The sequence below is a fragment of the Rosettibacter primus genome, from assembly GCF_036860675.1.
In the GTDB taxonomy this organism is placed as follows: Bacteria; Bacteroidota; Ignavibacteria; order Ignavibacteriales; family Melioribacteraceae; genus Rosettibacter; species Rosettibacter primus.
The window spans coordinates 46,564-72,889 of the sequence record NZ_JAYKGK010000010.1 but is presented as its reverse complement, the minus strand read 5'-3'; the positions used below and the strand labels follow the sequence as shown (position 1 = coordinate 72,889).

At 31.0% G+C, this 26,326-nt stretch carries 23 protein-coding genes and 1 riboswitch; of the genes, 13 read left to right on the top strand and 10 right to left on the bottom strand.

Annotated elements, in window-relative coordinates; all coding sequences use genetic code 11:
* Positions 1–21 precede the first annotated feature (21 nt).
* The 8 genes from VJY32_RS11970 to VJY32_RS11935 form a co-directional block, all read right to left on the bottom strand.
* The gene (locus VJY32_RS11970) at positions 22–2,271 is read right to left on the bottom strand and encodes a family 43 glycosylhydrolase (RefSeq protein ID WP_353678152.1); all 2,250 of its coding nucleotides are present in this window, start codon (positions 2,269–2,271) and stop codon (positions 22–24) included.
* Positions 2,272–2,616: 345 nt separating this feature from the next.
* A complete protein-coding gene (locus VJY32_RS11965; RefSeq protein WP_353678151.1) occupies positions 2,617–3,444 on the bottom strand; it encodes a M48 family metalloprotease in 828 nt (275 codons plus the stop codon).
* 9 nt (positions 3,445–3,453) lie between these two features.
* A complete protein-coding gene (locus VJY32_RS11960; protein ID WP_353678150.1) occupies positions 3,454–4,464 on the bottom strand; it encodes a FecCD family ABC transporter permease in 1,011 nt (336 codons plus the stop codon).
* Positions 4,443–5,426, bottom strand: coding sequence for a GTPase ObgE (gene obgE / locus VJY32_RS11955; RefSeq protein ID WP_353678149.1), 984 nt, complete (start codon positions 5,424–5,426; stop codon positions 4,443–4,445). Before obgE ends, VJY32_RS11960 begins: the two co-directional genes overlap by 22 nt.
* 1 nt (position 5,427) lies before the next feature.
* Positions 5,428–7,080, bottom strand: a complete 1,653-nt coding sequence (locus VJY32_RS11950; RefSeq protein ID WP_353678148.1) for a ring-infected erythrocyte surface antigen domain-containing protein — start codon at positions 7,078–7,080, stop codon at positions 5,428–5,430.
* A gap of 103 nt (positions 7,081–7,183) precedes the next feature.
* Complete coding sequence (locus VJY32_RS11945; RefSeq protein WP_353678147.1) at positions 7,184–7,954, bottom strand: succinate dehydrogenase/fumarate reductase iron-sulfur subunit; 771 nt, start codon at positions 7,952–7,954, stop codon at positions 7,184–7,186.
* A 33-nt stretch (positions 7,955–7,987) separates the two neighbouring features.
* Positions 7,988–9,895 (bottom strand): fumarate reductase/succinate dehydrogenase flavoprotein subunit, encoded by a 1,908-nt coding sequence (locus tag VJY32_RS11940; RefSeq protein ID WP_353678195.1) that lies wholly within the window; start codon positions 9,893–9,895, stop codon positions 7,988–7,990.
* 2 nt (positions 9,896–9,897) lie between these two features.
* Positions 9,898–10,566: a succinate dehydrogenase cytochrome b subunit gene (locus VJY32_RS11935; RefSeq protein WP_353678146.1), complete on the bottom strand. Its 669-nt coding sequence runs from the start codon at positions 10,564–10,566 to the stop codon at positions 9,898–9,900.
* A gap of 441 nt (positions 10,567–11,007) precedes the next feature.
* Positions 11,008–11,191: riboswitch (cobalamin riboswitch) on the top strand.
* A 128-nt stretch (positions 11,192–11,319) separates the two neighbouring features.
* Between VJY32_RS11935 and VJY32_RS11930 the strand changes: the two genes are divergently transcribed.
* Positions 11,320–13,239 (top strand): TonB-dependent receptor plug domain-containing protein, encoded by a 1,920-nt coding sequence (locus VJY32_RS11930; protein ID WP_353678145.1) that lies wholly within the window; start codon positions 11,320–11,322, stop codon positions 13,237–13,239.
* A 152-nt stretch (positions 13,240–13,391) separates the two neighbouring features.
* On the opposite strand, the gene VJY32_RS11925 is transcribed toward VJY32_RS11930, so the two are convergent.
* Positions 13,392–13,967, bottom strand: coding sequence for a pseudouridine synthase (locus VJY32_RS11925; RefSeq protein ID WP_353678144.1), 576 nt, complete (start codon positions 13,965–13,967; stop codon positions 13,392–13,394).
* Positions 13,968–13,986: 19 nt separating this feature from the next.
* Entirely contained in the window at positions 13,987–14,910 is a 924-nt protein-coding gene (locus tag VJY32_RS11920) for a sensor histidine kinase (protein ID WP_353678143.1), read from the bottom strand.
* Between the two features lie 126 nt (positions 14,911–15,036).
* On the opposite strand from VJY32_RS11920, the gene VJY32_RS11915 reads away from it, so the two are divergent.
* The 12 genes from VJY32_RS11915 (at position 15,037) to VJY32_RS11860 (ending at position 26,295) form a co-directional block, all read left to right on the top strand.
* Positions 15,037–16,548, top strand: coding sequence for a cytochrome c3 family protein (locus VJY32_RS11915; protein ID WP_353678142.1), 1,512 nt, complete (start codon positions 15,037–15,039; stop codon positions 16,546–16,548).
* A gap of 200 nt (positions 16,549–16,748) precedes the next feature.
* On the top strand, positions 16,749–17,786 hold the full coding sequence (locus tag VJY32_RS11910) for a S1 family peptidase (protein WP_353678194.1): 1,038 nt from the start codon (positions 16,749–16,751) through the stop codon (positions 17,784–17,786).
* Positions 17,787–17,825: 39 nt separating this feature from the next.
* Positions 17,826–18,335 carry a DinB family protein gene (locus tag VJY32_RS11905; RefSeq protein WP_353678141.1) on the top strand — a complete coding sequence of 170 codons (510 nt, stop codon included), beginning with the start codon at positions 17,826–17,828 and terminating at the stop codon, positions 18,333–18,335.
* A gap of 2 nt (positions 18,336–18,337) precedes the next feature.
* Positions 18,338–18,865 (top strand): 2'-5' RNA ligase family protein, encoded by a 528-nt coding sequence (locus tag VJY32_RS11900; RefSeq protein WP_353678140.1) that lies wholly within the window; start codon positions 18,338–18,340, stop codon positions 18,863–18,865.
* Positions 18,866–18,956: 91 nt separating this feature from the next.
* Positions 18,957–19,298, top strand: coding sequence for a DUF2752 domain-containing protein (locus VJY32_RS11895; protein ID WP_353678139.1), 342 nt, complete (start codon positions 18,957–18,959; stop codon positions 19,296–19,298).
* Entirely contained in the window at positions 19,277–19,630 is a 354-nt protein-coding gene (locus VJY32_RS11890; protein ID WP_353678138.1) for a TM2 domain-containing protein, read from the top strand. The genes VJY32_RS11895 and VJY32_RS11890 overlap by 22 nt, the downstream gene beginning before the upstream one ends.
* A gap of 153 nt (positions 19,631–19,783) precedes the next feature.
* Positions 19,784–19,996 (top strand): cold-shock protein, encoded by a 213-nt coding sequence (locus tag VJY32_RS11885; RefSeq protein ID WP_353678137.1) that lies wholly within the window; start codon positions 19,784–19,786, stop codon positions 19,994–19,996.
* 276 nt (positions 19,997–20,272) lie between these two features.
* On the top strand, positions 20,273–21,130 hold the full coding sequence (gene epsC / locus VJY32_RS11880) for a serine O-acetyltransferase EpsC (protein ID WP_353678136.1): 858 nt from the start codon (positions 20,273–20,275) through the stop codon (positions 21,128–21,130).
* A gap of 19 nt (positions 21,131–21,149) precedes the next feature.
* Complete coding sequence (cysK, locus tag VJY32_RS11875) at positions 21,150–22,061, top strand: cysteine synthase A (protein ID WP_353678135.1); 912 nt, start codon at positions 21,150–21,152, stop codon at positions 22,059–22,061.
* A gap of 185 nt (positions 22,062–22,246) precedes the next feature.
* Positions 22,247–22,369, top strand: a complete 123-nt coding sequence (locus tag VJY32_RS11870; protein ID WP_353678134.1) for a hypothetical protein — start codon at positions 22,247–22,249, stop codon at positions 22,367–22,369.
* 189 nt (positions 22,370–22,558) lie between these two features.
* Complete coding sequence (locus VJY32_RS11865; protein ID WP_353678133.1) at positions 22,559–24,394, top strand: APC family permease; 1,836 nt, start codon at positions 22,559–22,561, stop codon at positions 24,392–24,394.
* A gap of 65 nt (positions 24,395–24,459) precedes the next feature.
* Positions 24,460–26,295, top strand: a complete 1,836-nt coding sequence (locus tag VJY32_RS11860; protein WP_353678193.1) for a KUP/HAK/KT family potassium transporter — start codon at positions 24,460–24,462, stop codon at positions 26,293–26,295.
* Positions 26,296–26,326 lie beyond the last annotated feature (31 nt).

Below are 26,326 nucleotides of genomic sequence, written 5' to 3'. Positions count from 1 at the left end.
ATTTGAAGTATCTTCATAAGATTATTTTAATAAAATAAGTTTCTTTGTGTCAATATAGTTATTAGCTTTTAATTGATAAAAATATACACCTCCTGAATAATTACTTGCATCCCATTTGAGTGAATAATTACCTGAAATTAACTTTTCTGATAATAATGTAGTTACTTCTCTTCCAAGCAAATCATAAATTTTTAATGAGACATTTGAATCATAGGGGATAAAGAAACTAATATTAGTGCTATTATTAAATGGATTTGGATAATTTTGATAGAGCTGATAATTTTTGAAAGAACTTTCACCATATTCTTTAACAGATGTTAGAGTATCATAAGCATTTGAAAATCTAAACCAGTTTATTCTAAAAAGCTGGTCTGTACCGGCACCTACAAACTTAAAATATAAATCGTGATTACCACTTATTGTTGAATTAACTTTTGATGTAAAAATTTGATAATTATTCCAGCTTCCAGTGTTCTCAATTTTGCATTCTGCAATTTTTAATCCAGTATCAATTGAATCAAGCCAGACTTCAACTGTTCCACCTGTAGTATAACTCGATGCTGATATTTCAATTGAGTCAGGAGTTTTTTTGTAGTTACTGCTGCCAAATTCTACTCCGGCATACATTGCCCAATCATTATTATGAATACTGCTTAAATAGTTACTCATTGGACTTACACCAAGATAATTTGCAGGATTTTGAGCTGTAATTTTTGTATAAGCATCTCTATAAATGTAAAGGTCAAAATATGCTTCTTTACCTTTTACATAAAGACCCTGTTTATTGCCAGTAAAATTATTGTATTGTGTTTGTTCTCTGTCGATTGCTGTTGCATCAATTCCCTGTCCAATTTGTTTCCAGTTATTACCATCTTCACTGTAATAACCTGACATAAAATGTTCATCACGAATTAATTTCAGCCATACAATATTTCCAATGTTATTTTCAACTTCGTAATAAGTTTTGTCAAAACTAAAGGCTAAAACTTTTTTCCCATTGGAATTTACTGTGCTGTATACTTTAACAGTAAGAGTTTGAGGGCCATTGATTATCCACAAACCTGCTTCGTGAGAAGTTGATGATGGATTAAAATCTAATTTTGTTATTAAAGAATAATTATGTTCTCCATCATTTTTAATAATTGTATTTGGCTTAGTGCTGCTTTTTGGCGAAAGTCTTAACCATCCCGGTCTTTCAGTAAGTGAGTATGTATTTGAAGATGTATAACCTAAGAAAGACCATTCAGGATTAAGTTTTTCAGAATCAAAAAAGTCAGAATGCGGTACTGCCCAAGGGATTCCACTGCTTGGAAGTTTAGGAGCTTCAACACCATTATTAGATGGATATTGAATTACTGGAAATCCTTGCTCGTTATATTTTACCTGACAAAGTAAACCTTGTCTTCCCTGAGCATACCAGAGACTGTTTCCATGATAGCTATGTGCAATAACCCAGCTTGTACTATCATCGAGCAGAACAGCTGGAGAAATATGATTGGGAGTATTATAGAAATATCTTGGACCGGTAAAAATATTTGTACCAATTATTGTCCATTTAGATTTATCATCTGTTAAAGTATCACTGCGCATTACATATTGTGCACCAACAAGATGTTGTGCAAAACTATAGTAATAATAACCTTTGTATTTCCACATAACTGGGCCTTCAGCCCAGCCGTATGGGTATGGAGGTGGATTCAGCCATGTCAAATCAAAAACTTTTCCTGTTGGTTGACCATCATTACCTAATTCTACAATGTGATTATTAGGTTCTCCTGCTTTTGTAAGCAAATACCATTTGCCGGTATCTTCATCAATAAAAATAGAATTATCTACTCCTAAACCTTCAGTCATACCTGAAGGGACTCGCATTCGAGTTGGAGAACTCCATGGACCTTCAGGTTTATCCGCTGTAACAAAATACATACTTCCCCCACCTCTTCCGAAGAAATGCCAGTATTTTCCATTGTAATAAACCATGTGTCCGCCCCAAATTCCTCCGCCTGGACTATCACCATAGTCAGACCATGAAGCAGAAACTGGCTGTGCAATTACTTCCCAATGAACTAAATCCGTTGAACGATAAATTTTTGGTGTTGGATTAAATGAAGAACCAGAAGTATAAAAATATTTTCCAATTTTTGTTAATGTAGGGTCTGGATGATCGCCGGGAATAACAGGATTTATATATGTCTTAAATGAGATTGATTGAGAAATTAACGATGTAACTAAAATAAAATTAACGAATAATAAGAATAATAATTTTTTCATATAACACCTGATTTTTATAGGTGAATGAGTGTATGGGAATATCTAAGTGAATAATTCTAAAATTAATATAGTTAAAGGAATGAAAACAAAGATAGCCAGATATTGCCAAAAACTAACCTGATAGCGTCACTATTATCTAAGTTAATCAAATTTCCAATATTTACTTATACTCATATCTTTTCTATCATTTTGAATTGCTAAAAATATTTTTTCTTTTAATAAATGATGATAATGAAGACTAACCCAAATATTTTTCCACCTTTATCTTTGTTTATAATTTTTCTTTAAAACACCGTAAAAAAATTTATTCTTTCAGATGGATTGAATAATTATTTTTATACCAGATTAATTCAGTTTATTTAAAATATTTTGCTTATAAGATTCTTTGAAAATACTTTCTCCATCATGTTTATAATTTAATATTGTAATGCCCAGGGCTTTTAGTCTATTCTCTGTTGTGTTAATTCTATCCAGTGGGTCAGGATGAGTTGAAAGAAAAGTTGCAATTTTAGAACTTGATTGTGAAACTAATCCATCATCTCTAAGTTTTTCAAAAAAGAATTTTACTGCACCGGGATAAAATCTTGTTGAGCTAAGATATTTAATTGAATATTCATCACTTTCATCTTCATTGGCTCTGCTGTTTGCAAGAAGTGCTAAACCAGAAAATAAATTTGCTGCCAGTTCAGCTAATTGAGATGGATTTTCACCAAGTGCAATACTTAATATAATTGATATTCCATATGAAGCTGTTATTCTTTGTGTTGCATGTCTTCTTTCAACATGTGCAATTTCATGGCCAATTACACCAGCAAGAGCTGCTTCTGAATCAAGATATTTTAATAAACCAGTATATAAGTAAATGTAACCGCCAGGTAGTGCAAATGCATTTAATATACTGTCGTTCTTAATTATTTCTATTTGATAATTATATACATCACGCTTTTTAATTTCAGGTGATTTCAATATTTCACGAAAAATATTTTTATCAATGTATTCTTTTACTTCTTGATTATCATAAATTGGATATTCTTTTGTATTCTTTCGAATTTCTGAATCAAACTGTTTGCCTAAATTAACCTCATCATTGTCTGTGAATATATTAATGCCAGTAGAGCAAGCAGAAATGAAAATTATTGCAAGTATCCAGACTTTTAATTTTTTTATCTTCATAATTTATCCTCACTGATTTGTTGAGTTAAATCTCTTCTTAAGTAGATAAATAAAAACAGGGGCACCTATCAACGCAGTAATAGCTCCGACTGGTAATTCGGCAGGTGAGATAATTGTTCTAGCAATTGTGTCTGCAATTGTTAAGTATGATGCTCCAATAAAAAATGACGAAGTAAATACGATTCTGTTATCATTACCAAAAATTATTCTGCAAATATGTGGAATTAATAATCCTACAAATCCAATAATTCCGCTTACGGAAACAAGCGTTCCAATCATAATGCTGGTTAGAATGTAAGATGAATTTCGAAGAAGTTTTGTATTAATTCCCAGTTGTTTTGCATAATCCGAACCAAGACTTATAACATTAAACTTGTTTGATAAAAGAATTAAAATTCCTGAAGTTAAAATTGTAACAGGGATAACAAAAATGAGATTGTTTTTTTCTGCTAATGATAAATTGCCTATTAACCAGAAAATAGCTGTTCTAAGAGAATCGTTCATTAAAGTCATCATTAATAAAATTGCAGCAGAGAAAAAAGCACCAACCATAATGCCCGAAAGTAAAAGAACATTTGGTTCAAGTTCTCCAAATCTTCTTCCCAATATGAAAACTATTAACATAACAGATAGCGAGCCTGCAAAAGCAAGAAATTGAGTTCCGATAAAAGATAATCCTAAGATGAAAGATAGAATTGCTCCAAATGTTCCGCCACTTGAAATGCCAAGAATGTAAGGTTCGGCCAAAGGATTCATCAATAAAGATTGAAATACAGCACCAGCAATTGATAAACCTCCGCCAACCATAATTGCATAAAGAATTCGGGGTAATCTTATCTCTAAAATTATTTGAGATAAAAAATTATCTTGATTATTAAAAAGAATTGAGAAAATGTCAATAATATTAATCTTTACGCTTCCTATTGATAAACAAATTAATGATGTGATTAACAAAATGAAAGATAAAATTAGGATTCGGAAAATAAATCCGCCTAAAGTTAATCTTGAAGTTGTTTCCATAATTCATCTAAAAGTTCTTGAATGCCAAAACCACTTACAGCAGAAAAAACAACAACAGGAATGTTATCATCAATTTTTTTCTTTTTAATTTTTCTAATAGTTGAATCATCAGCTAAGTCTGCTTTAGAAAATCCGATTATGCGCTTCTTTTTGCTTAAGACTTTAGAATATTTTTCAAGTTCACTTATCAAGGTTTTATAATCTTTTTGATAATTTTCAGAAGTAATGTCAATCATTATTAACAAAATTTTTGTTCTTTCGATATGACGCAAAAATTTTAATCCAAGACCTTTACCTTTGTGAGCTCCTTCAATTATTCCAGGTATATCGGCTACAGTAAAACTTTGAAAATCTTTATAACGAACGATTCCAAGATTTGGTTCGAGTGTGGTGAAGGGATAATCTGCTATTTTTGGTTTTGCTTCTGATATAACAGAAATCAAGGTTGATTTGCCAACATTTGGAAATCCAACCAAACCTACATCAGCAATTAATTTTAATTCGAGTATTAAATTTTTTTCTTCTCCTTCTTTGCCAGGTTCTGCATATCTTGGTGTTTGATTTGTAGGGGTTGCAAAGTTTGCATTTCCTTTTCCACCTTTACCACCTTTAGCTGCAAGGAAAGTTTTTCCATCTTTGTCGAGGTCGCAAAGAACTTCTTCAGTTTCAGCGTCTTTAATTACAGTTCCAACGGGAACTTTAATAAAAATATCTTTACCATTTTTTCCATCTTTAAGAGATGAGCCACCGGGTTGACCATTCTGTGCGATATATTTTCTTTTGTATCTAACATCAAGAAGTGTGTTTAAATTTTTATCGGCAACAAAAATTACATTGCCGCCATTACCGCCATTACCACCGGCTGGTCCTCCTTTTGGTACATATTTTTCTCTTCTAAATGCAACTGCTCCATTGCCCCCTTTACCGGCTTTTACATAAATTTTTGCGTAATCTATAAACATATTATTGTGAGCTCTTAAAATATTCCGAGATAATTGATTTGAATTGTTCAGCTTCTTTTGAATTGGAACTGAGATTACGATTTAAAAGTGCATTGTCAATAATTTGATTAGCTTCTTCAATTGAATTGCTATTTGAAATTAATTCAAGAATGTTTGAAAAATCTTCAATGTCATAATCAAATATGGTTTCAATTATTTTTGTTATTTCTTTGTCTTCTAAGAGTTCGTTTATATTAATTGATTTAGTTTTTTTCTTGTTTTCCTCAGATAAATTTTTTTTTATGGTTTCATTTAAATCAGGCTCATAACTTTTTTCTTCTGAATAAATTGTTTCATCAGCAATTTTAAAAATAGATTCAAGTGTATCGTGATTATCAGCTTCTTCTTCAATTTTATTTTTTTCTTTTTCGAATTCATCTTCTTCATTTGACAATTCTTCTGGTTCATCTTTTATCAAATTTTTATTATCAAAAAATTTAGTTGAGATTGTAACTTCTTCTTCTTGTGCAGTAGATTCATCTTGTTGTTCCTCATCTCCTTCTTGATTTTCTATTTCTTCTTCTGATTCGTCAATAGGTTCAATCTCGTTGTCTTTGTCAACTCTTATTCTAAATTTTTGTGGTTTATAAGTGATTTGTATTTCCTCTTCATTTTTTTCAGCTTCAGATAAATTTTCACTTTCTAATTCTTCAGATTTCTGGATATCCTCACTTTCTTGGTTTAATTCTTCTTCGATATTAACTTCAGTATTTTCTAATTCAATTATATCTTCTTCAAAAGAATCTTCTTCATAAATATTTTCTTCGGGTTCTTTAATTTTAATTTCGTCTATAGATTCGATTGGTTCTTCAATAGTTTCAGGCTTTGGTCGCTCAGCTTCTTCAAGTTGTTTTTCTTCAGTTAAAATAGCATTAAATTCTTTTTGTATATCATTTATGCTGCATTTAATTGTTGAATCTTCACCAAATGCAATTCGGAGTCTTCTTAAATGCTGTTCTAAATTTTTTTCTTCAAGAAAAAGCTCTATTGCCTGAAGTGGAATTTTATTTTTTTGAAGTTCGCCGATATTGAAAAAATCTGCCATCGAGTTAAGAGCAGTTGATAAAATATTATTGAGATTTGTTTCAACACCTATTTTATCAATTTTGTCAAGAAGTTCTTCGAATTCTTGAAGATTCAAAGAAAGGATTTTTTTTGAATTGATGTATGAAATCAAAATTTTTTTTAGATAATTATAGTAATAAACATAATTTAAGATTTGTTTGATTTCTCCAGAGGTTCTGTGTTCACCCTCATCGTAAATAAATTTTTTAAGTGTCCATTTAGGTCGAACCAGATAATTGATTGTGAAGGAAGAAGCATGCAGAATTAATTTTGAGATATATTCAAAGGAAAGTCTTTTTGTTTTTTTTATTTCATCATTGATAAGAGAAAAGTAATAAGCGATTTTTTCTCCCGAGTAATCGAATATTGAATCTCTTAGAAGTTTTTGTCTATCTTCAAAAATAATATAATCAATTTCAGCCGAGATATAATTTAATATTGCCGGATGCAAATCCAATTTGGATAATTGTTCGAAAGTAAAATATGGGCCAAGCTTGCTCACCTTGTTAAGATTAAAGTCATAAATAAATTTTATTTCTCGTTCGAACATGATTGAGTTGAGTTCCCCAGAAATAATTTCACAATAAAGCTTCTCAATAATACCAAAAAGGTTAAAAAAAATCCCGACAAAATTTGTCGGGATTTATAAGTATCTAAGCTTCCACTTCTTCCGATTTTAATTTAGCCTTAACATATTCACGATTCATGCGAGCAATATTTCTAATTGAAATTCCTTTTGGGCATTCAGCTTCGCAGGCATAAGTATTTGAACAAGCCCCAAATCCTAATTCATCCATTTTCTTTACCATTGCTTGAACTCTTCTATACCGTTCAGGTTGACCTTGAGGCAGTAATGCAAGATGAGAAACTTTGGCACTTACAAACAACATTGCCGAAGCGTTTTTACATGCAGCTACGCAAGCACCGCAGCCAATACAAGTTGCAGAATCCATTGCTTCTGAAGCTACATCTTTTGGGATTGGAATTGCATTTCCATCAGGGGCACTTCCTGTATTAATCGAAATAAATCCACCAGCTTCCATAATTCTATCTAAAGCTGAACGGTCAACTATTAAATCTTTTATTACTGGAAATGCTTTGGCTCTGTATGGTTCAACCCAAATTGTATCCCCATCTTTAAAATTCCTCATATGCAATTGACATGTAGCAATTCGAGGTATCGGTCCATGGGGATGACCATTAATAACAATTCCACAAGTTCCGCATATTCCTTCACGACAATCACTTTCAAATGCAATTGGTTCTAGATTTTTGCTTTCGAGTTCGTTATTCAATTCATCAAGCATTTCAAGGAATGAAGAATCGGGTGAAACAGAAACTTTATATTCAACAAAACTTCCGGCAGCATGTGGTCCTGCTTGACGCCAGATTTTTAATGTTAGGTTTAATTTTTTCTCGTTCATTTTTTTACCCCTTAATTCCAAACTTTTATTTAATTACTTATAACTTCTTGTTGCTAATTGTACTGTTTCAAATATTAATGGCTCTTTGTTCAATTCCCATTTACCGACTTCTTTGAATTCCCATGCAGCTACATAGGCAAATTCTTCATCATTTCTTTTAGCTTCACCTTCTTCTGTTTGATATTCTACTCTAAAGTGTGCACCACAAGATTCATTTCGATGTAAAGCATCAATTGCCATCAATTCTGCTAATTCAAGATAATCTGCAACTCTGCCTGCTCTTTCCAAACATTGGTTAAGATCATTTGCACTTCCCACAACGTTAACATTTTTCCAGAATTCTTCTCTAAGCTCTCTAATTTCTTTAATTGCTTCTTTCAAACCTTGTTCACTTCTTGCCATTCCAACTTTATCCCACATTATTCTGCCTAATTGTTTATGAATGCTATCAACAGTTCTTTTTCCTTTAATAGATAAAAGTTTATGAACAAAATCTTCTATTTCATTTTTGACTTTATCAAATTCAGGGTGGTCAGTTTTAATAAGTGAAGGTTTTTCGCTTGCTAAATAGTTTCCAATTGTATAAGGGAGAATAAAATAACCATCAGCTAAACCTTGCATAAGAGCACTTGCACCGAGTCGATTTGCTCCATGGTCAGAAAAATTTGCTTCGCCTGCAACAAACAAACCAGGAATTGTACTCATTAAATTATAATCTACCCAGAGTCCACCCATAGTATAATGTGGTGCTGGATAAATTTTCATTGGTACTTCATAAGGGTTTTCCCCGGTTATAGTTTGATATATTTCGAATAAATTTCCATAACGTTCTTCAATAACTTTTTTTCCGAGTCTATTTATAGCATCTCTGAAATCAAGATAGACTGCTTCTTGTCCTTGAGCGCCACGACCTTCATCTACAACTTCTTTAGCAGCTCTTGATGAAATATCGCGGGGTGCAAGATTTCCATAGGTTGGATATTTTCTTTCAAGGAAATAGTCACGTTCTTCTTCAGGAATATCATTTGGATGACGCATATCTCCTTTAAATTTTGAAACCCAGATTCTGCCATCATTTCGTAAGCTTTCGCTCATTAAAGTCAATTTTGATTGAATATCACCATGCAAAGGCAAACAGGTTGGATGAATCTGAGTAAAGCATGGGTTAGCGAAAGCCGCACCTCTTTTATGTGCACGCCATATTGCTGTTGCATTACAATTCATAGCATTAGTAGATAAGAAGAAGACATTTGAATAACCACCTGTGGCAAGAATTACAGCATGAGCAGAATATTTTTCAATTTCGCCGGTTAAAAGATTTCTAACAACAATTCCTCTTGCAACTCCATCAATTACAACAATGTCAAGCATTTCGCGGCGTGTGTAAAGTTTAACATTCCCTAAATTGATTTGTCTATTCATTGCTGAATAAGCACCGAGGAGAAGCTGCTGACCTGTTTGACCTTTTGCATAAAAAGTTCTTGATACCAATGCACCGCCAAAAGAACGATTATCGAGCATACCGCCATATTCACGAGCAAAAGGAACACCTTGAGCTACACACTGGTCAATAATATTTCCACTAACTTCTGCCAGTCTATAAACATTTGCTTCGCGAGCACGAAAGTCACCACCTTTAATTGTATCATAAAAAAGTCTATAAACAGAATCACCATCGTTTTGATAATTTTTAGCTGCGTTAATACCGCCCTGTGCTGCAATACTATGCGCTCTTCTGGCACTATCATGGAATGTAAATACTTTTACATTGTAACCAAGTTCTCCTAACGAAGCAGCTGCTGAGGCACCCGCAAGTCCTGTCCCTACAACTATAATTTCATATTTACGTTTGTTTGCAGGACTGACAAGTTTCATATTAAATTTATGATTTTCCCATTTATCCTGAATAGGACCTTCCGGAACTTTTGAATCTAATTTTATCATTAGTTACCTCCGTAAAAAAATAAAAAGTAAATTGGTATTGAAGAAAATCCAATTACCATAATCAAAGTATAAATCAACCCTAACTTCTGAATAATTGGAAAATATTTTCTATTGTTCCAACCGAAAGTTTGAAATGCACTTTGAAAACCATGCATAAGATGAAATCCCAATAAAATCATTGCAATAACATAAAACAATGAATAAACCGGATTGCTAAAGGCTTCTACTAAAATTTGATAATAATTATGACTTAATGCTAAAGGGTGACCAAAATTAAATGCTATCCAGAATGTTTTTAAATGAATAATTAGAAAAATAAAAATTATGCTTCCGCTCCAAATCATTGTGCGCGAAAAAATATTTGTATTTTCTGAAGAAGCATTAATCTTATATTTCACCGGACGAGCTTTTTTATTTTCATACCATAATCTTATTCCATCATAAATATGAAATACAAAGATTAAGAGTAAAATTACTTCAATGACTCGCACTAATGGTTTTATTGTATCAAGATTTTTTACGACTGTATTAAAAATCTGGGGCCCACCAAAAAGTGAGAGGTTATTGATTAAATGGATAATTAAAAATAACATAAGACAAACCCCGGTCACAGCCATAAGAATTTTTTTACCAATTGAGGAGTTTAATGCATTTAAAAACCAGCCCATTAATATTCTCCTATATTTTGAATAATGTTATAAAGTAATTTTGTTTGGTAAGAGTCGAAATGAAATATTCCGTACGAGTTAGAGGAGCCACAGTTTTACACCAAAAATTATATAAGCACTATTTAAGATAAGTTTATTAAGTATCTTTTTCAAAGAGAAAATATTTAATAACAAAGGGAAAATTATATAAAGATTATACTGATTATGAGTATTGAGTTTATAAAAATTTTATTTAGAAAGAAAATTTTGAATTGATTAAATAATTATAGAATTATGAATGGAACTGAAAAAGTAAATGAATAAAGTTGAGAAATAGTAAATTCATTTAAAAATTCGAAATCAATCTTTGTTAATAGGCTTTTAGATTAGTTTTGTAAGTACAAAAAATTGTCATCAAAAAATTTTTTTAGATAAACGAAAATATTTTATATCTTAGAAATGTCGTTCTATAAAGTTTGCGGTGTCCGTTAGGACTTAATAGGGAAACCGGTGAAAGTCCGGTGCTGCCCCGCAACTGTGAGAGATGTAAAAGTCGTTTAACATTATGCCACTGCCTGCAGAGGAAGGTGGGAAGGCGTTAAACGATATCTCAAGCCAGGAGACCTGCCGCAAGTTCCAGTTTAATAAATCAACCTTCGCGGGTGAGGTTTGATTTACGAGTTAACATATCGTAATATCATTCAAACTTATCAACCCACGAAGTTACAACTTTTTAACAACTAAAATTTGTTTAACAAAAAAGGAGTAACTTCTATGAAAAATTTTTTATTCATCATTCTATTTTTTTATAGTCTTTTTGTATTTGCACAAACTGATACTCTTAAAACAACTTTATCGGAAGTTGTAGTTACAGCCAACAGAACTGAAACACCTTATTACTCAATTGCAACTTCAGTTACAGTTATAACATCAGAAGAAATCTCTCAAAAACATTATAACACAGTTGTTGATGTTTTAAGAGAAGTTCCTGGATTATCAATAATTCAGCAGGGTGGTCAGGGAAAAATTGCTAATCTTTTTATGAGAGGAGCAAATTCTAATCATACTCTTGTATTTATTGATGGAGTTAAAGTTAACGATGCTTCTTCTCCAAATAATGCTTTTGACTTTTCAATATTAAATACATCTGATATTGAGAAAATTGAAATTGTTAGAGGTCCACAAAGTACACTTTATGGCTCAGATGCCATCGCAGGTGTAATTAATATTATTACAAAAGGATTAAATAAAAATAAAAATTATTCTCTTTCACTTGAAGGAGGCTCAAATTCATTTTATAAAGGAAATGCTTCGTTAAATGGAAATTATGGAATTATTGATTATTATATTTCTGCTGCTAAAATAGGAAGCAAAGGAATTTCTGCAAGCAATTCAAAATATGGAAATTCTGAAAGCGATGGATTCGATAATAATTCTCTAACATCAAAACTCAATTTTAACTTCCTCGAAAATTTGGGAATAAATCTTCTTTATAAATACTCGAAGTTAAAAACTGACTTGGACCACAACGAAAAAAATGGCGATGACCCGAATTATAATTACAATGTTGAAGAACAGTTATATAAAGCTGAACTGAAAAATTATTTGTTCGATAAAATGTGGGAACAGTTTATTTCTGCCGCATTTGTTAAAAGAACAGCCAAAACAAAAGATGATGTTGATGAGATAAGACCTAATTCTTCATCTAATAGCTATAATCACTCAGAGAGAATAAGATTTGGCTGGCAAAATAATTTTTATTTTATCAAAAATAATTTGATAACAATTGGAATTGAATCAGAATTAGAAAAAGCAAACACAAGTTATTTTAGCACATCGGATTGGGGACCTTATGAGAGTGTATTCCCTGAAAAATCAATACGCACAACTGGAATTTATTTTCAAAACCAATTTAATCTTGCAAATTCTTTATTCACATCAATAGGAATTCGCATTGATAAGAATGAAAAATATGGAACTATCACTACTTTCAGATTTGCACCTGCTTATTATTTTCATTCAACAAATACAAAATTGAAGATGAGTTATGGTTCTGGTTTTAAAGCTCCTTCGTTGTATTATTTGTTTGACCCTCTTTTTGGTAATCCAGATTTAAAACCTGAGAAAAGCAGAGGCTGGGAGTTCGGTATTGAACAATTTTTAATGAATAGTAAATTTTCTTTTGGTATAACATATTTCAATCTAAATTTAACCGACATGTTTGGATATGATGCGAATTTTAAAACTGTTAATATTGCAAAAGCTTCTTCAAAGGGATTAGAAATTTATTCAACTTTATCAGATTTAAATGGAATTTCATTTAATGTAAATTATACTTATAACGAAACTAAAGATGAATACAAAAACAGCAGTGATTATAATCAGCAATTGCTGAGACGACCAAAACATCAGTTTTATTTGAGCATTGGATATCGATTGAATGATAAAATTTTATTGAGTTCATCATTAAAATATGTCGGTAAACGAGATGACAAAGATTTTTCGTTCTATCCTGCAAAAAGAGTAACAATGAGTGATTATTCTGTTGTAAATGTTTCGGCAACATATAAATTGTTAAATAATGTTGATATTTATGGAAAAATAGAAAATTTATTTAATAAAGATTATGAAGAAGTATTGTATTACGGAACATTGGGCAGAACCTTTTATCTGGGATGTAATTTCAGGTTATAAATTTTTTTCTTGAAAAGATTTATAAAATCTTGGGGTTGTTTCAAAAGTTCAGAATATGAAAATGTTATAGCTAAAATTGATAACTGCATTTAAGATTTTGTTTTTCCTTTACTAATAACATATATAATTGAACTGATGAGACAGCCTCAAGATTATTTGAACAACCCTTCAATTTCGTTTTTAGTTAATTCTCTTACTTCACCAAATTTTAAGTCTCCAAGCAAAATATTTTTTATTCTAACTCGAACAAGACGCAATGTAGGAAATCCAACAGCAGCAGTCATTTTTCTAACCTGTCTATTTCTGCCTTCAATTAATGTAATGCTAATCCATGATGTTGGAATATTTTTTCTTTCTCTAATTGGAGGAATTCTTGGAGGGAAGTCAGGTTCTTCTATTATTTTTACTTTTGCAGGAAGAGTTTTTTTGCCTTCTATTTCTACACCATCTCTAAGTTTTTGAAGTGATTCTGATGTTGGAATTCCCTCGACCTGAACAAAATATTCTTTTTCGTGTTTGTTTTTGGGATTTAATAAGTAATTGGTTAAAAATTTATCATTAGTTAAAAGCAATAATCCTTCACTGTCCATATCTAATCTTCCAACGGGATAAACATCTTTAGGGAAATTATAAAGCGATTTTAATGTTCTTCTTCCATGTTTGTCTGTAAACTGTGAAAGGACACCATAAGGTTTGTTAAGTGCAAAATATTTCAGAGTTTTTTTCATTTTTGGTTAAAATCAATTTTTATTTTTTTGGGAAGAAGACTTTAAATATACTTCCCTCATTTAATTTGCTTTCAACAGAAATATTGCCGCCATGTTTCTCAATCATTTCTTTGCATAAGAGTAAACCCAGACCTGTTCCACTTTCAGAATAAGTCCCTTTTGTTGAGAAATGAGTATCAGGTTTGAATAATTTTTGAATGTCATCAGAAGAAATTCCAATTCCTGTATCCTGCACAGTAATTTCAACTCCATCAGAACTGAAAAGAGAATTGATGGTTACAGTTCCTCCTTCTTCTGTAAATTTAATGGCATTGCTGATTAAATTGTTCAAAACAGTATTTAAAATGTATTCATCAACAAAAATAATAGCATTTGAATCTATTTCATTTTTCAATTTAATATTTTTTATTGTAGCACTTGCACCATGAAGATTAAGTATTTCATTAACTTTATTGCGAAGATTAATTTTTATTGGTTCAATTATAATTTTATCCGATTGCAATTTTGTCCATTCAAGCAGATTTATTAATAGTTCATAAATTTTTTTTGATTGATTTCTTATTCCTTTAACAATTTCTTTTTTTGTGTCATCTGGGAGCGAATCAAATTCTTCGTAGAGTAAATCAGCATAACTTAGTAGTCCTTGAAAAGGATTTTTCAAATCGTGAGAAATAACTGAGTAAAATCTATCCTTTGCAGCATTAATATTTTTTAGTTCTACAGTATATTTAATTAATTTCTCTTCTGCTTCTTTTCTCATACGAATTTCTTCCATCAAATTTTCATTTAAAATGTTCAATTGCTCAAGTCTGATGCTCAAATCCTGCTCAATTTTTTTTCTTCGTTTTACAACGTTAAATGCTATGAATAAAAAGACAGTAAGAAATACAGAAACAAGGGCTATAATTATTTCATAATTATTATTCAAAAAGTATTTTCCCATCAGTGAAGTTTTTAATCTCTTTTAATTATACAATTTAGCAACTTTATTTTTAATAAAATATTTTTCTTATGATAATATCATTTCTTAATTTAACAGTATATTAAGATTATAAATCGAGAGAAAAATATGAAAATAAAATTACCACACTCAACGCAAAACTGGATATCTTTGGTTGGAGCTACAATTGCTCTTATAAGTTTTTTTATGATAGTATTTTTATTTGTAGTTAGTTCGATTTTTGGGAAGGATAATTCATATCTTGGTCTGGTAATATATATTGCCTTGCCTGCAGTTTTAATTTTTGGTTTGATATTAATTCCTGTTGGCATGTGGGTAAAAGTTAGAAGGGAAAGATTAAATATTCAAAAGGATAAAAAAGAATGGCCTGTAATTGATTTTAATGATATACGACATAGAAATGCATTTGTAATTTTTTCTGTTGGCACCTCAATTTTTCTCCTTGCTTCTGCAGTAGGAAGTTATGAAGCATTTCATTTTACCGAGTCAGTTGAATTTTGTGGTAAATTGTGCCACTCTGTAATGAAACCCGAATATACTGCATATCAGAATTCACCACATGCAAGAGTTGCATGCGTTGAATGTCATGTCGGCACAGGTGCAAGCTGGTATGTTCGTTCTAAATTGTCCGGATTATATCAGGTTTATGCAGTAACTCTCGGAACAGTACCCAAACCAATTGAAACACCAATAAAAAATTTAAGACCGGCAAGAGAAACATGTGAAGAATGTCATTGGCCTCAAAAGTTTTATTCAAGAAAGCTGAGAGTTGAAAAGCATTATTTGAATGATAAGAACAATACTGAATGGGATATAACATTGACAATGAAAATTGGTTCTCAGGTTAGTGCTCTTGGTCTGGAAGAAGGTATTCACTGGCATATCAATCCAAATATTAAAATCGAATATAAAGCACTTGATTCTAAACGCGAAAAAATTCCATGGGTAAAATATACTAATCTTAAAACAGGAGAAGTTTTTGTTTATGAAGATGGAAAAGGAAAAATTGATAAAAGAATTTTAGATTCATTAGAAACAAGAGTGATGGATTGCATGGACTGCCATAATCGCCCATCACATAATTATAAACCACCAGCAATTTTTATAAATGATGCAATTACAGCTAATGTTATTCCACGTGAACTTCCTCAAATAAAATTTGCTGCTATGGATGTTTTGAGTAATAATTTTTCTTCGACAGATTCCGCAATGAAAGAAATATCACATTATATTAATACATTTTATAAAGATAATTATCCGGAAATATATACAACAAAAAAAGAAATGATAGATAAAGCAATTAAAGGAATACAGGAAGGGTTTAAGAAAAATATTTTTCCTGAAATGAAAGTTAGATGGGATGTCTATCCAAATAACATTGGTCATCTTGAATTTATTGGTTGCTTTAGATGTCACAATGATAATCATAAGTCAAGTGAGGGGAAAGTAATTAAAAAGGATTGTAATTTATGTCATACAATTAATTCACAGGGACCCTCAAATAATTTGCAGATTGCTTCTATAAATTCAGAACTTGAGTTTAGACATCCTGGAAATGATGTTGGCGATAAATGGAAAAAAATGCTGTGCGTTGAATGTCACACAGGATTGAACCCTTAAGAAATTGATAAAATCAAATTGTATTAATTTTTTATATCACATAAATAAACTTATATGAAGTATTAAGAATAAACTAATAAATTTGTTTTTGTAAAAAGCAATCTTAGTTTTAGATATGAATATGGAGTTGTTTACGGGACTATTATTTTTCTATAAGATTATTTATTATCACTTCGAGAAATTTTCATCCTTTGGATAAAGTGAGACCTGAATTATTAAATATTATTTTGATTCTTCTGGCTTTTGTATTTACATCTTGTTCGTCAAGGTCAATTTTTGAAAGAATAAATTCTCCTGTAGCAGATGGCAGATACGACAGTGAATTCCCTTACACAAATGCATCTAAACAGCTCGAAGAGATTAGTGATTGCATCAGATTAATTAACAGCATAGCTTTTTATACAAGTTATGTTTTTGATTCAAGTTCTTTTATAACTGTTGAAGAATTAAAAAAAATTGATATCGAAAGAAAAGCCGTTCAAAAAGTTTATTTCAATAGAACAGCTTCTGGAACTGCAACTTTAATTTATAAAGGTCAGGATAAAATACTTTTTCTTACAGTAGCTCATGTGGTTTCATTTGAAGATACATTAATTTCTTATTTCATTAATCAGGATGGAAGCACTTCAAATTTTGTTCAAAGTATTTCGATTAAAACTCGTCAAACTAATTATATTCCTGATTTGCCATCGGGTAGTGAACTTGAAATTGTATTGATAGACAAAAATATTGATGTGGCTCTGCTGGGCAAAAAAATATTGCAAACAGAATTACTGAATGTTTCTGTATTTAATTATCCATGGGGAAAATCTTCGGAGCTTGAATGGGGAAATTTTGTTTATGTTTTTAGTTATCCAATGAATTTAAAGATGGTTACAAAAGCTCTGGTAAGTATTTCAAGCAAAGAAAAAAATACATTTTTGATTGATGCAGTATTTAACAGAGGTTCAAGCGGTGGAATTGTATTAGCCATTCGTGATGGTGCTCCAAACTTTGAACTTGTTGGTCTCGTTAAATCTGTACCAGCAGATTTTCAATATACTGTTCATCCTTTGACTAAAGATAGAAATCTCGACTTTAATCCAATGATGCCATATAAAGGAGAACTTTATGTTGAAAGAGAACAAATATTAAGAACTGGTATTACAAAAGTAATTTGTATTGAAGCAATAAAAGATTTAATAGAAATACATAAATCTTATCTTGCAAGTAAAGGATATTTTTTGCCTAAGTTTTAATTTTCGGCTAAATGAAATTTAAAAGGAGGTCAAGAAATTATGAAGCCTGATACAAATGAATATCCGACTTATTATAAGCAATATGTAGATTTAATTGATTCTGAAAATATTTTAGAAATACTGGAAACACAATTACAGGAAGTAGAAAATCTTTTCAATTCAATTGACGAAGAAAAATCTAATTTTCGATACGCAGAAAAGAAATGGAGCATAAAAGAAGTGCTTGGTCATCTTATTGATAGTGAAAGAATTTATTCATGCAGAATATTAAGAGTATCTCGAAACGACCCAAATCAACTTGTTACATTTGATGAAAATTTATTTATAGAAGAATCAAATTATTCCTCTCTTAAATTAAAAGATATTCTTAATGAATTTATACTTTTGAGAAAATCTACAATTTTGATGTTGAAAGGAATGAAAGAAGAAATGTATTCGAGAACAGGAATTATTAACGGGCAAAATATTACAGTGAGAGCATTAGCTTATATAATTGCCGGACATGCACTTCATCATTGTAATGTAATTAAAGAAAGATATCTTATATAAAAATGTCACTTTTAGTATTAGCATTTCCCGGGATTGATCAAAAAGATTATAAATGGATTCAATCCATTAGAGAAAAATATGATGAACGATATTATAATATTGTCGAACCGCATTTTACATTAGTCTTTCCATTGTTAGGTATTTCTGCAGATGAACTGAGCAGGCACGTAAAAACGGTCTCGAAAAAATTTGGGGTGTTTTATTTCGTAATACGATGTGCCCAAATAGTGAAAGATTCATTCAGTGATTATACAGATGTGTTTTTAATTCCAGAAGAAGGTTATAGAATTTTTGTAAAACTCCACGATGCACTTTATACAGGCCCAATTGAAAAACATCTTCGACTTGACATACCTTTCATTCCTCATATCGGAATAGCAAATAATATTGATGCAAAATTCTGTAAAAAAATTGCTGATGAAATAAATTCAAGAAATCTTGAAATAGTAGGCGAGATTAATAAACTGAGCATAGTAAATTATGATAATGTGAAAGTTGATGTAATTGAAAATATCTATTTGAGGAAATAAAATTATTTACTTGTGTGAATAAAAAATATTCACACAAAACGAAATTCAATTTAAAACGACTAATGTGGCAAACAATTAATACTGTAGTTAAATGAATAATAAACTATTTCTGAAAGATTGTATAAGAAAAATTGAGTGGGAAGGAATATTCTGGTTATCTGGACTCATATATTTAATATTTATAAATCCATATAAAGAACAACATTTTACACTATGCCCATTTCATAATATCGGTATTAATTTTTGTCCTGGTTGTGGTTTGGGAAAATCGATTTCATTTATTTATCATCTGGATTTCATAAATTCATTACATACTCACCCGCTTGGAATATCAGCTTTAATATTAATATCATACAGAATAATTATTTTAATTAAAAGAACAATTAATAATTTTAATCAAAAGGAGAATTTATGCCGAACGTATATGAATTAATGCCTGAAATAATGGGTGAAGAACAAATTTACATTGCTAACCTAATTAAAAATTATGACGACAAAGAGGCACAGCAATTCGCAAATATTTATCGTGCAAGAAGAAGAGATCCACAAACAATTTTACTTGTAACACTTGTAGGTTTTCTTGGGATTGCAGGAGTTCAAAGATTTCTTACTGACCAGATAGGTATGGGAATTTTGTATTTACTTACTGGGGGTATATGTTTAATTGGAACTATAATTGACCTTATCAATTACAAACGAATTGCATTTGAATATAATCAAAAACAGGCAGCACAAATTGCCTTTATGCTTAAAGGGACTCAATAAACACTCAAAGATTTTTTTGTTTTACAAATTTTATTTATTAACTTAGCAGTGTAGAGCAGATGCTCTGATATATTTTTTGCCGGGGGCAATAAAATCTATTTGAGTGTTCTGCTTTGCAGCAGTATCAGTAACATTTTTAAAGGAGTTTTACAAATGGCAGAGCGTGAAAACGGAACCGTAAAGTGGTTTAATGCTGCAAAGGGTTACGGTTTTATTGAGCGCAGTCAAGGCGGTGATGTATTCGTTCATTTCTCTTCAATTCAAGCTGAAGGATACAAAAGCCTTGAGAAGGGTCAAAAGGTTGAATTTACTGTTGGAGAAGGACCAAAAGGACCCCAGGCTCAAGATGTAAAAGTTGTCAAATAATAAAGATTTATTTGCTACAACTGAGCGGCTTTAATTGAGCCGCTTTTTTTATTTTTTCAATGTTGAACTTTTTTTATTAGAAATGCATTTTTGCATATGCAATTAAGAAAATTTTCTAAGATGAAAATTCTTTTATTAAACACTAACAATACCATCTCAGATACTTCATATCATCATAGCTGCATCTGTTGCTTCTTATTACTATATTGTTGCTGATTTCATTATCAGCCTTCAATTCTTTTTTAATAATTTTTTAATTTTTTAAGAGGAATGAAAATGGGAACTTTAAACAGGAATAATCTAATTAGTTTTGCTGAAGAACTGTTAACAAAAAGGCAAACACATTTTTGCACTGCGTCGTTAAAGACAGAAGCAATAGAGTATCTTAATGGATTAATTGATTTTTTATTCCCTCACTTTTCAAATAAAGTTTATTACACAGAAGAAGATATTATTTCAAAACTTCAACTTCTAAAGAGAGATTTAATTCAATTGATTAAGTTATTGAATGGGTTAGCCCCTGAAAATGTCGAAGAAGCAGCAGAAAAATTCATTTTAAAACTTCCTAATATACATAGTATGCTCTGGGCAGATGCAGAATTTATTTACCAGGGAGACCCAGCTGCAGAAAGTGTTGATGAAGTAATATTAGCTTATCCTGGTTTTATGGCAATTGTAATTTATAGAATTGCTCATGAACTCTATTTATTAAAAGTTCCTATTATACCTAGAATTTTGACCGAACATGCGCATCAAATTACTGGAATTGATATACACCCAGGAGCAACTATTGATTCACCATTTTTCATTGATCACGGAACTGGAATAGTAATTGGGGAAACTACAGTAATTGGAAAAAATGTTAAACTTTATCAAGGTGTTACTCTTGGTGCATTAAGTGTCGATAAAAGTTTAGCTCAAACAAAACGTCATCCTACAATTGAAGATGATGTTGTAATTTATTCTCAAGCAGTAATTCTGGGTGGCAATACAGTTATAGGCAGTAACAGCATAATTGGTGGAAATTCATGGATAACTCAAAGTATTCCACCTAATTCAATTGTCTATAACAAAAGTGAAGTGCGAGTAAGAAGAACAAAAGAATTTGAAAATACATTAGACTTTGTCATTTAATAAAAACAGGAGAAATATAATGAAAGCACAAAATGTTCTTGAATTAATTGGAAATACGCCTCACCTTAGAATAAATAAACTTTTTGGTAATAAACATGAGGTATGGGTCAAATTGGAGAGATCTAATCCTGGAGCGAGTATTAAGGATAGAATTGCTCTTTCAATGATTGAAGATGCAGAAATGAAAGGAATCTTAAAACCCGACAGTATAATTGTAGAACCTACATCTGGAAATACTGGAATTGGACTGGCAATGGTTGCTGCTGTAAAAGGTTACAAGTTAATTCTTGTTATGCCAGAATCAATGTCAATTGAAAGAAGAAAAATTATGGCAGCATTTGGAGCTGAATTTGAATTAACACCACGAGAACTTGGGATGAAAGGTGCAATTGCAAAAGCTCAGGAAATTGCTGCTAATAATCCAAAAGTATGGATACCACAACAATTTGAGAACCCTTCTAATGTTGATATTCATATTAAAACAACTGCTCAGGAAATTTTAAATGATTTCCCCGATGGTTTTGATTATTTAATTACTGGAGTTGGTACGGGTGGACATATTACAGGAGTAGCAAAAGTACTAAAGGAAAAATTTCCGCACATTAAAGTTTTTGCAGTCGAACCAGCAGCTTCGCCTGTTATTTCCGGAGGACAACCCGGTCCGCATCCAATTCAGGGTATTGGAGCCGGTTTTATCCCTAAAATATTTGATACATCGTTGATAGATGGAGTAATTCAAATTACAAAAGAAGAAGCATTCGAATTTGCACGCCGCGCAGCAAAAGATGAAGGATTATTTGTAGGAATTTCTTCAGGTGCATCTCTTGCCGCTGTAAATAAAAAATTAAGTGAGATACCAGAAGGAAAAAGAATACTGACTTTCAATTACGATACAGGCGAAAGATATTTGTCAATTGATGATTTATTTTAATCTTTTTTAAGAATTGCTCTTGCTTTAATTTAAGAAGCAAGAGCAATTTGTTATCATTAAAATCATTTGGCTTTATTATGTTTTGAACTTTTTTAATTATTCGCAAAATTTGATTTGGATTTTTTTTAATAAAATGCTATGTATTGCAGTGCTTTTTTTAGAAATTTTTTGAATAAGGACAAATTATGGAACAAATACAGGAAAAAAAGAAACTTCATGATTTTGCATTTTACTTTTTAATGGGAATCTTAGGTATTAGTGTGTTATACATTCTTGGTTATCTGGTTTACGATATGATTTTTGGATAATATTCGGAAGTTGTAAAACTTCATAATAACAGTGACTTTCATAGAATCATCAAAAAATAATACAGATACAGAAGGTAACTCTTGTATTTTATTATGTTACCACAGGCTTAATCAAACCACAATCTTGAAGGGGACTATAACCCTTCTTCCCCAAAAACAACATTTATAATTTTGTTAAGAATTGAAACGATGAACATGTTTATTAGTTTATTAATGAACTTTATTTTGATTGCAACATTCATTTATTTGATAAGAAAGAAAAATCTACTTTCATTTTTTGAAGGAGGCAAGTGGTGGCTTACCTGGCTTGCTGTAGGTATAATAACTTTGATGGATGAATTGACTTCAATTTATTATGCTCCATTTGAAGCATTCAGATTTATTGGAATGAAAGCTATCGTTTATATTGCTCTTACTTCTTTGTTAATAAGATTCCTTTCAACGAGGATGGTTGAAATTTCAGAGATACTTGAAAAACATGGTATGAGAGGAGGCGGAGTATTTTCTTTTTCTTATTTATCGCTTGGTCCTACGGTATCTTTTGTTGCCATTTCTTCTATTCTAGTTGATTATACACTTACTGCAACAATTTCTACTGTTAGCGCTGTAGAGAATGGTACTACATTTTTAGGATTTGGCTATGAAGTAAAATATATAATCATGTTTTTTGTTGTTTGGTTTATCGCAGCTATTAACATATTAGGAATTCGAGAGAATGCCAAATTTACTTTTGGAATTTTTATCTTTGCAGCTTTTGTTTTAATTAATTTACTTTTGGGAGGTTTATTCAACTTTGATAATACATCACTCGAAACTTTGAGAAATGGACTTAAACAATTTACGGGAGATTTTACAAGCGGCAGTATTTTTCATTCATACTCAAATCTTATAATAGGTGTTGGTAGTTGTATTCTTGCATATTCAGGAATCGAATCGGTTCTTCAAACTGCTTCTTTAGTCAAAAGCTGGCATGACATCAGAAAAGCTTATTTGTTTCTTGCCTTTACAGTAGGTATTGTTACTCCTCTAATTGCTCTCTTTGCATTAACATCTAAAGTTCCAGTTTTAAAGCACGAAACAGATTTAATTCCAACTTTTGCAAGTATAACAAATGGTCACTTTTTTGGTGTGGTTGTAAGTATTATGGCCTCAGTAACTCTTATAATGGCAGTAAATACGGCTATGGTAGCTTCGGCAGAATTAATTGAAAAGATTGCTGAAAAATATAATTATGCTTGGTTAATAAAATTAAACAAAAGACAAGCCTTGTATAGAATTCATATTATTAATGCTGCTTTTTATACTCTGATATTAATTGTTACAAGTGGAAGTCAAGCAATATTGGCAGAAATGTATGCTGTAGGTTTAGTTGCAAGTTTTTGTATCAATACTGGTTCATTACTGAAGTATCGCTATTCTTATGGCAGAAAAGAAATTACTGCACATACATCAAGATTGGGCACACTGATTTTATTTATTATTCTTCTCAGTACTTTTATATATATAGTTGTTCATCGTCCATATGGAACGTTGTTATGGCTTGTTATTTCAACATTTGTACTCTTAGCAGGAATAAAAATTTCAAAAACCCGCGCTCCAGAAATTCCTCGAAGAAGACTTTCAGATTCACCAATGGATATAGTATTTAGAATAGCTGAAATTCCAGAAGAAATTGTACATATTTATTTTAAACGCCCTCAAGAAGATAATAATGTAAACACATCACGAAATGAGCTAAGTATCTTTTTTTATTCGCCACGAACTGAAAAACCTGAAAATAAATACACAAGTAATTATTGGATTTCTTTACAAGACCGTACAAGTCTGATAGATATGATATATGGTTTACTCGAAACAATTTACTATGAACTTCATAACGAAAAACAAATACATATTCACTTCGGTTGGCCAATGTCGTCTTGGCTTGATAGAATTTCAATAGGAATTATGACATATAAATTAACCCGTTTGCCAAAGAAATTTCCAGACTTTCATTTCCATTTAGAATATAAACCAATAAAATAATTTAATAATGACATTATAGTTTAGAAATAAATTCTTGCTATTTTTATAAAGAGAAATATTATCATATAGTGAAAAATAATTCTGACAAGTTTAAAAATATCCTTGAGATATTAAAAGCAATGGGACTTGTATTTGGTGATATCGGTACAAGTCCAATTTATACTCTTACAGTAATTTTCCTTCTTACACCCCCAACATATCAAAATGTTTTGGGAATTCTATCTCTAGTTTTTTGGACTTTGATAGTGCTTGTAACAATTGAGTATACATTCCTCGCTATGAGTTTAAGTTCTAAAGGGGAAGGTGGTATAATTGTATTGAAAGAAATTCTTCGCAGCATTGTCAAAAAAGGAAGATCAATAATTTTTATTACTTTTCTTGGCTATATAGGTATTTCTCTTTTAATGGGAGATGGTGTAATTACACCTGCAATCAGTATTCTTTCTGCAGTAGAAGGTTTAGAATTGATTCCTGGAATTGGTCATATTGATCAAAATACTATAGTTCTAATTACAATTATCATTACAATAATTTTGTTTTCTGTTCAATCACGAGGGACAGATAAGGTTGCAATTTCATTTGGGCCAATAATGTTATTATGGTTTTTGTCTCTATTTACTTCAGGTATGATATCATTATTGCATAATCCTGTTGTAATTACAGCTATTAGCCCTCATTATGCAGTAGAATTCATGACACATAATGGTATAACGGGTTTTTTTGTATTATCAGAAGTAATATTGTGTGCAACAGGAGGCGAAGCAATTTATGCTGATATGGGACACTTAGGACGTGACCCTATTAGAAGAGCCTGGTATTTTGTATTTCTTGCTCTTGTGATAAATTATTTTGGTCAAGGGGCATTTTTGTTAAAACATAGTCATAATTACAATAATTTTAACATCCTTTTTACAATGATAAAATCTCAAGCACAAATTTTATACATACCATTTCTAATTCTTACATTAATGGCCACTATTATTGCTTCCCAGGCTATGATTTCTGCTATGTTTTCACTTGTATATCAAGGAATTCGTACTTACATCTTTCCTTTGATGCGTGTTAAATATACATCTACTCACTTGAGGTCTCAGATTTATATTGCTGCAGTAAACTGGGGATTATTATTTGCTGTAGTATTAATGATTTTAGTTTTTCGAAAATCGCAAAACCTTGCTGCAGCTTATGGATTTGCAGTAACAACCACAATGGCAATAAGCACATTCTTTATGATATGGATTTTCAAGCGGCAGCAAATTAGATTAAAAGTTTTAATAGCTTTATTTGTGTTTGTTGTAAATTTGCTCTTCTTACTTGCAGTATTTTATAAGATACCTCATGGTGGTTACTGGTCAATAATTATTGCAATGATACCTTTCTTAACTATAAGCATTTGGACAAAAGGCAATCGTGCTGTTCATAAATCTTTTCGTTCGCTGCCAATTGATACTTTTATTACAAGCTTTGATCAACTTTATTCAAAGGGAAATATTTTACCAGGCACTGCTTTGTTTTTTACTAAAGATTTAGATATGATTCCTCCTTACATGGTTCATTGTACAATTAGCAGCAATATTATTTATGAACATAATATTTTGATTTCAATTGCGACAATGGATAAACCATTTGGCACTCAAAAATTATTTGAACCCGAAATTACAGAAGGACTTTCAGGATTAGAAATTCAAATTGGATATCTTGAAAAAGTTGATGTAATGAAAATATTGAATGAATTACAAATTGACCCCAAAGTAATGTTTTATGGTGTAGATGATGTTCACACAAGAAAAGCCACTTTAAAAATTTTTTCATTAGTTAAAAGAATAACTCCTAATTTTGTTCAGTTCTTAGACCTGCCTTATCAAAAACTTCATGGTGTTATTACCCGCATCGAGATTTAAATTGGATTGAAGTTAATCCTAAAATGTTGTA

Coding starts and splice junctions, on each gene's coding strand:
- VJY32_RS11970 (WP_353678152.1), bottom strand. CDS start 2,271: ATGAAAAAATTATTATTCTTATTATTCGTTAATTTTATTTTAGTTACA.
- VJY32_RS11965 (WP_353678151.1), bottom strand. CDS start 3,444: ATGAAGATAAAAAAATTAAAAGTCTGGATACTTGCAATAATTTTCATT.
- VJY32_RS11960 (WP_353678150.1), bottom strand. CDS start 4,464: ATGGAAACAACTTCAAGATTAACTTTAGGCGGATTTATTTTCCGAATC.
- obgE (WP_353678149.1), bottom strand. CDS start 5,426: ATGTTTATAGATTACGCAAAAATTTATGTAAAAGCCGGTAAAGGGGGC.
- VJY32_RS11950 (WP_353678148.1), bottom strand. CDS start 7,080: ATGTTCGAACGAGAAATAAAATTTATTTATGACTTTAATCTTAACAAG.
- VJY32_RS11945 (WP_353678147.1), bottom strand. CDS start 7,954: ATGAACGAGAAAAAATTAAACCTAACATTAAAAATCTGGCGTCAAGCA.
- VJY32_RS11935 (WP_353678146.1), bottom strand. CDS start 10,566: ATGGGCTGGTTTTTAAATGCATTAAACTCCTCAATTGGTAAAAAAATT.
- VJY32_RS11930 (WP_353678145.1), top strand. CDS start 11,320: ATGAAAAATTTTTTATTCATCATTCTATTTTTTTATAGTCTTTTTGTA.
- VJY32_RS11925 (WP_353678144.1), bottom strand. CDS start 13,967: ATGAAAAAAACTCTGAAATATTTTGCACTTAACAAACCTTATGGTGTC.
- VJY32_RS11920 (WP_353678143.1), bottom strand. CDS start 14,910: ATGGGAAAATACTTTTTGAATAATAATTATGAAATAATTATAGCCCTT.
- VJY32_RS11915 (WP_353678142.1), top strand. CDS start 15,037: ATGAAAATAAAATTACCACACTCAACGCAAAACTGGATATCTTTGGTT.
- VJY32_RS11905 (WP_353678141.1), top strand. CDS start 17,826: ATGAAGCCTGATACAAATGAATATCCGACTTATTATAAGCAATATGTA.
- VJY32_RS11900 (WP_353678140.1), top strand. CDS start 18,338: ATGTCACTTTTAGTATTAGCATTTCCCGGGATTGATCAAAAAGATTAT.
- VJY32_RS11895 (WP_353678139.1), top strand. CDS start 18,957: ATGAATAATAAACTATTTCTGAAAGATTGTATAAGAAAAATTGAGTGG.
- VJY32_RS11890 (WP_353678138.1), top strand. CDS start 19,277: ATGCCGAACGTATATGAATTAATGCCTGAAATAATGGGTGAAGAACAA.
- VJY32_RS11885 (WP_353678137.1), top strand. CDS start 19,784: ATGGCAGAGCGTGAAAACGGAACCGTAAAGTGGTTTAATGCTGCAAAG.
- epsC (WP_353678136.1), top strand. CDS start 20,273: ATGGGAACTTTAAACAGGAATAATCTAATTAGTTTTGCTGAAGAACTG.
- cysK (WP_353678135.1), top strand. CDS start 21,150: ATGAAAGCACAAAATGTTCTTGAATTAATTGGAAATACGCCTCACCTT.
- VJY32_RS11870 (WP_353678134.1), top strand. CDS start 22,247: ATGGAACAAATACAGGAAAAAAAGAAACTTCATGATTTTGCATTTTAC.
- VJY32_RS11865 (WP_353678133.1), top strand. CDS start 22,559: ATGAACATGTTTATTAGTTTATTAATGAACTTTATTTTGATTGCAACA.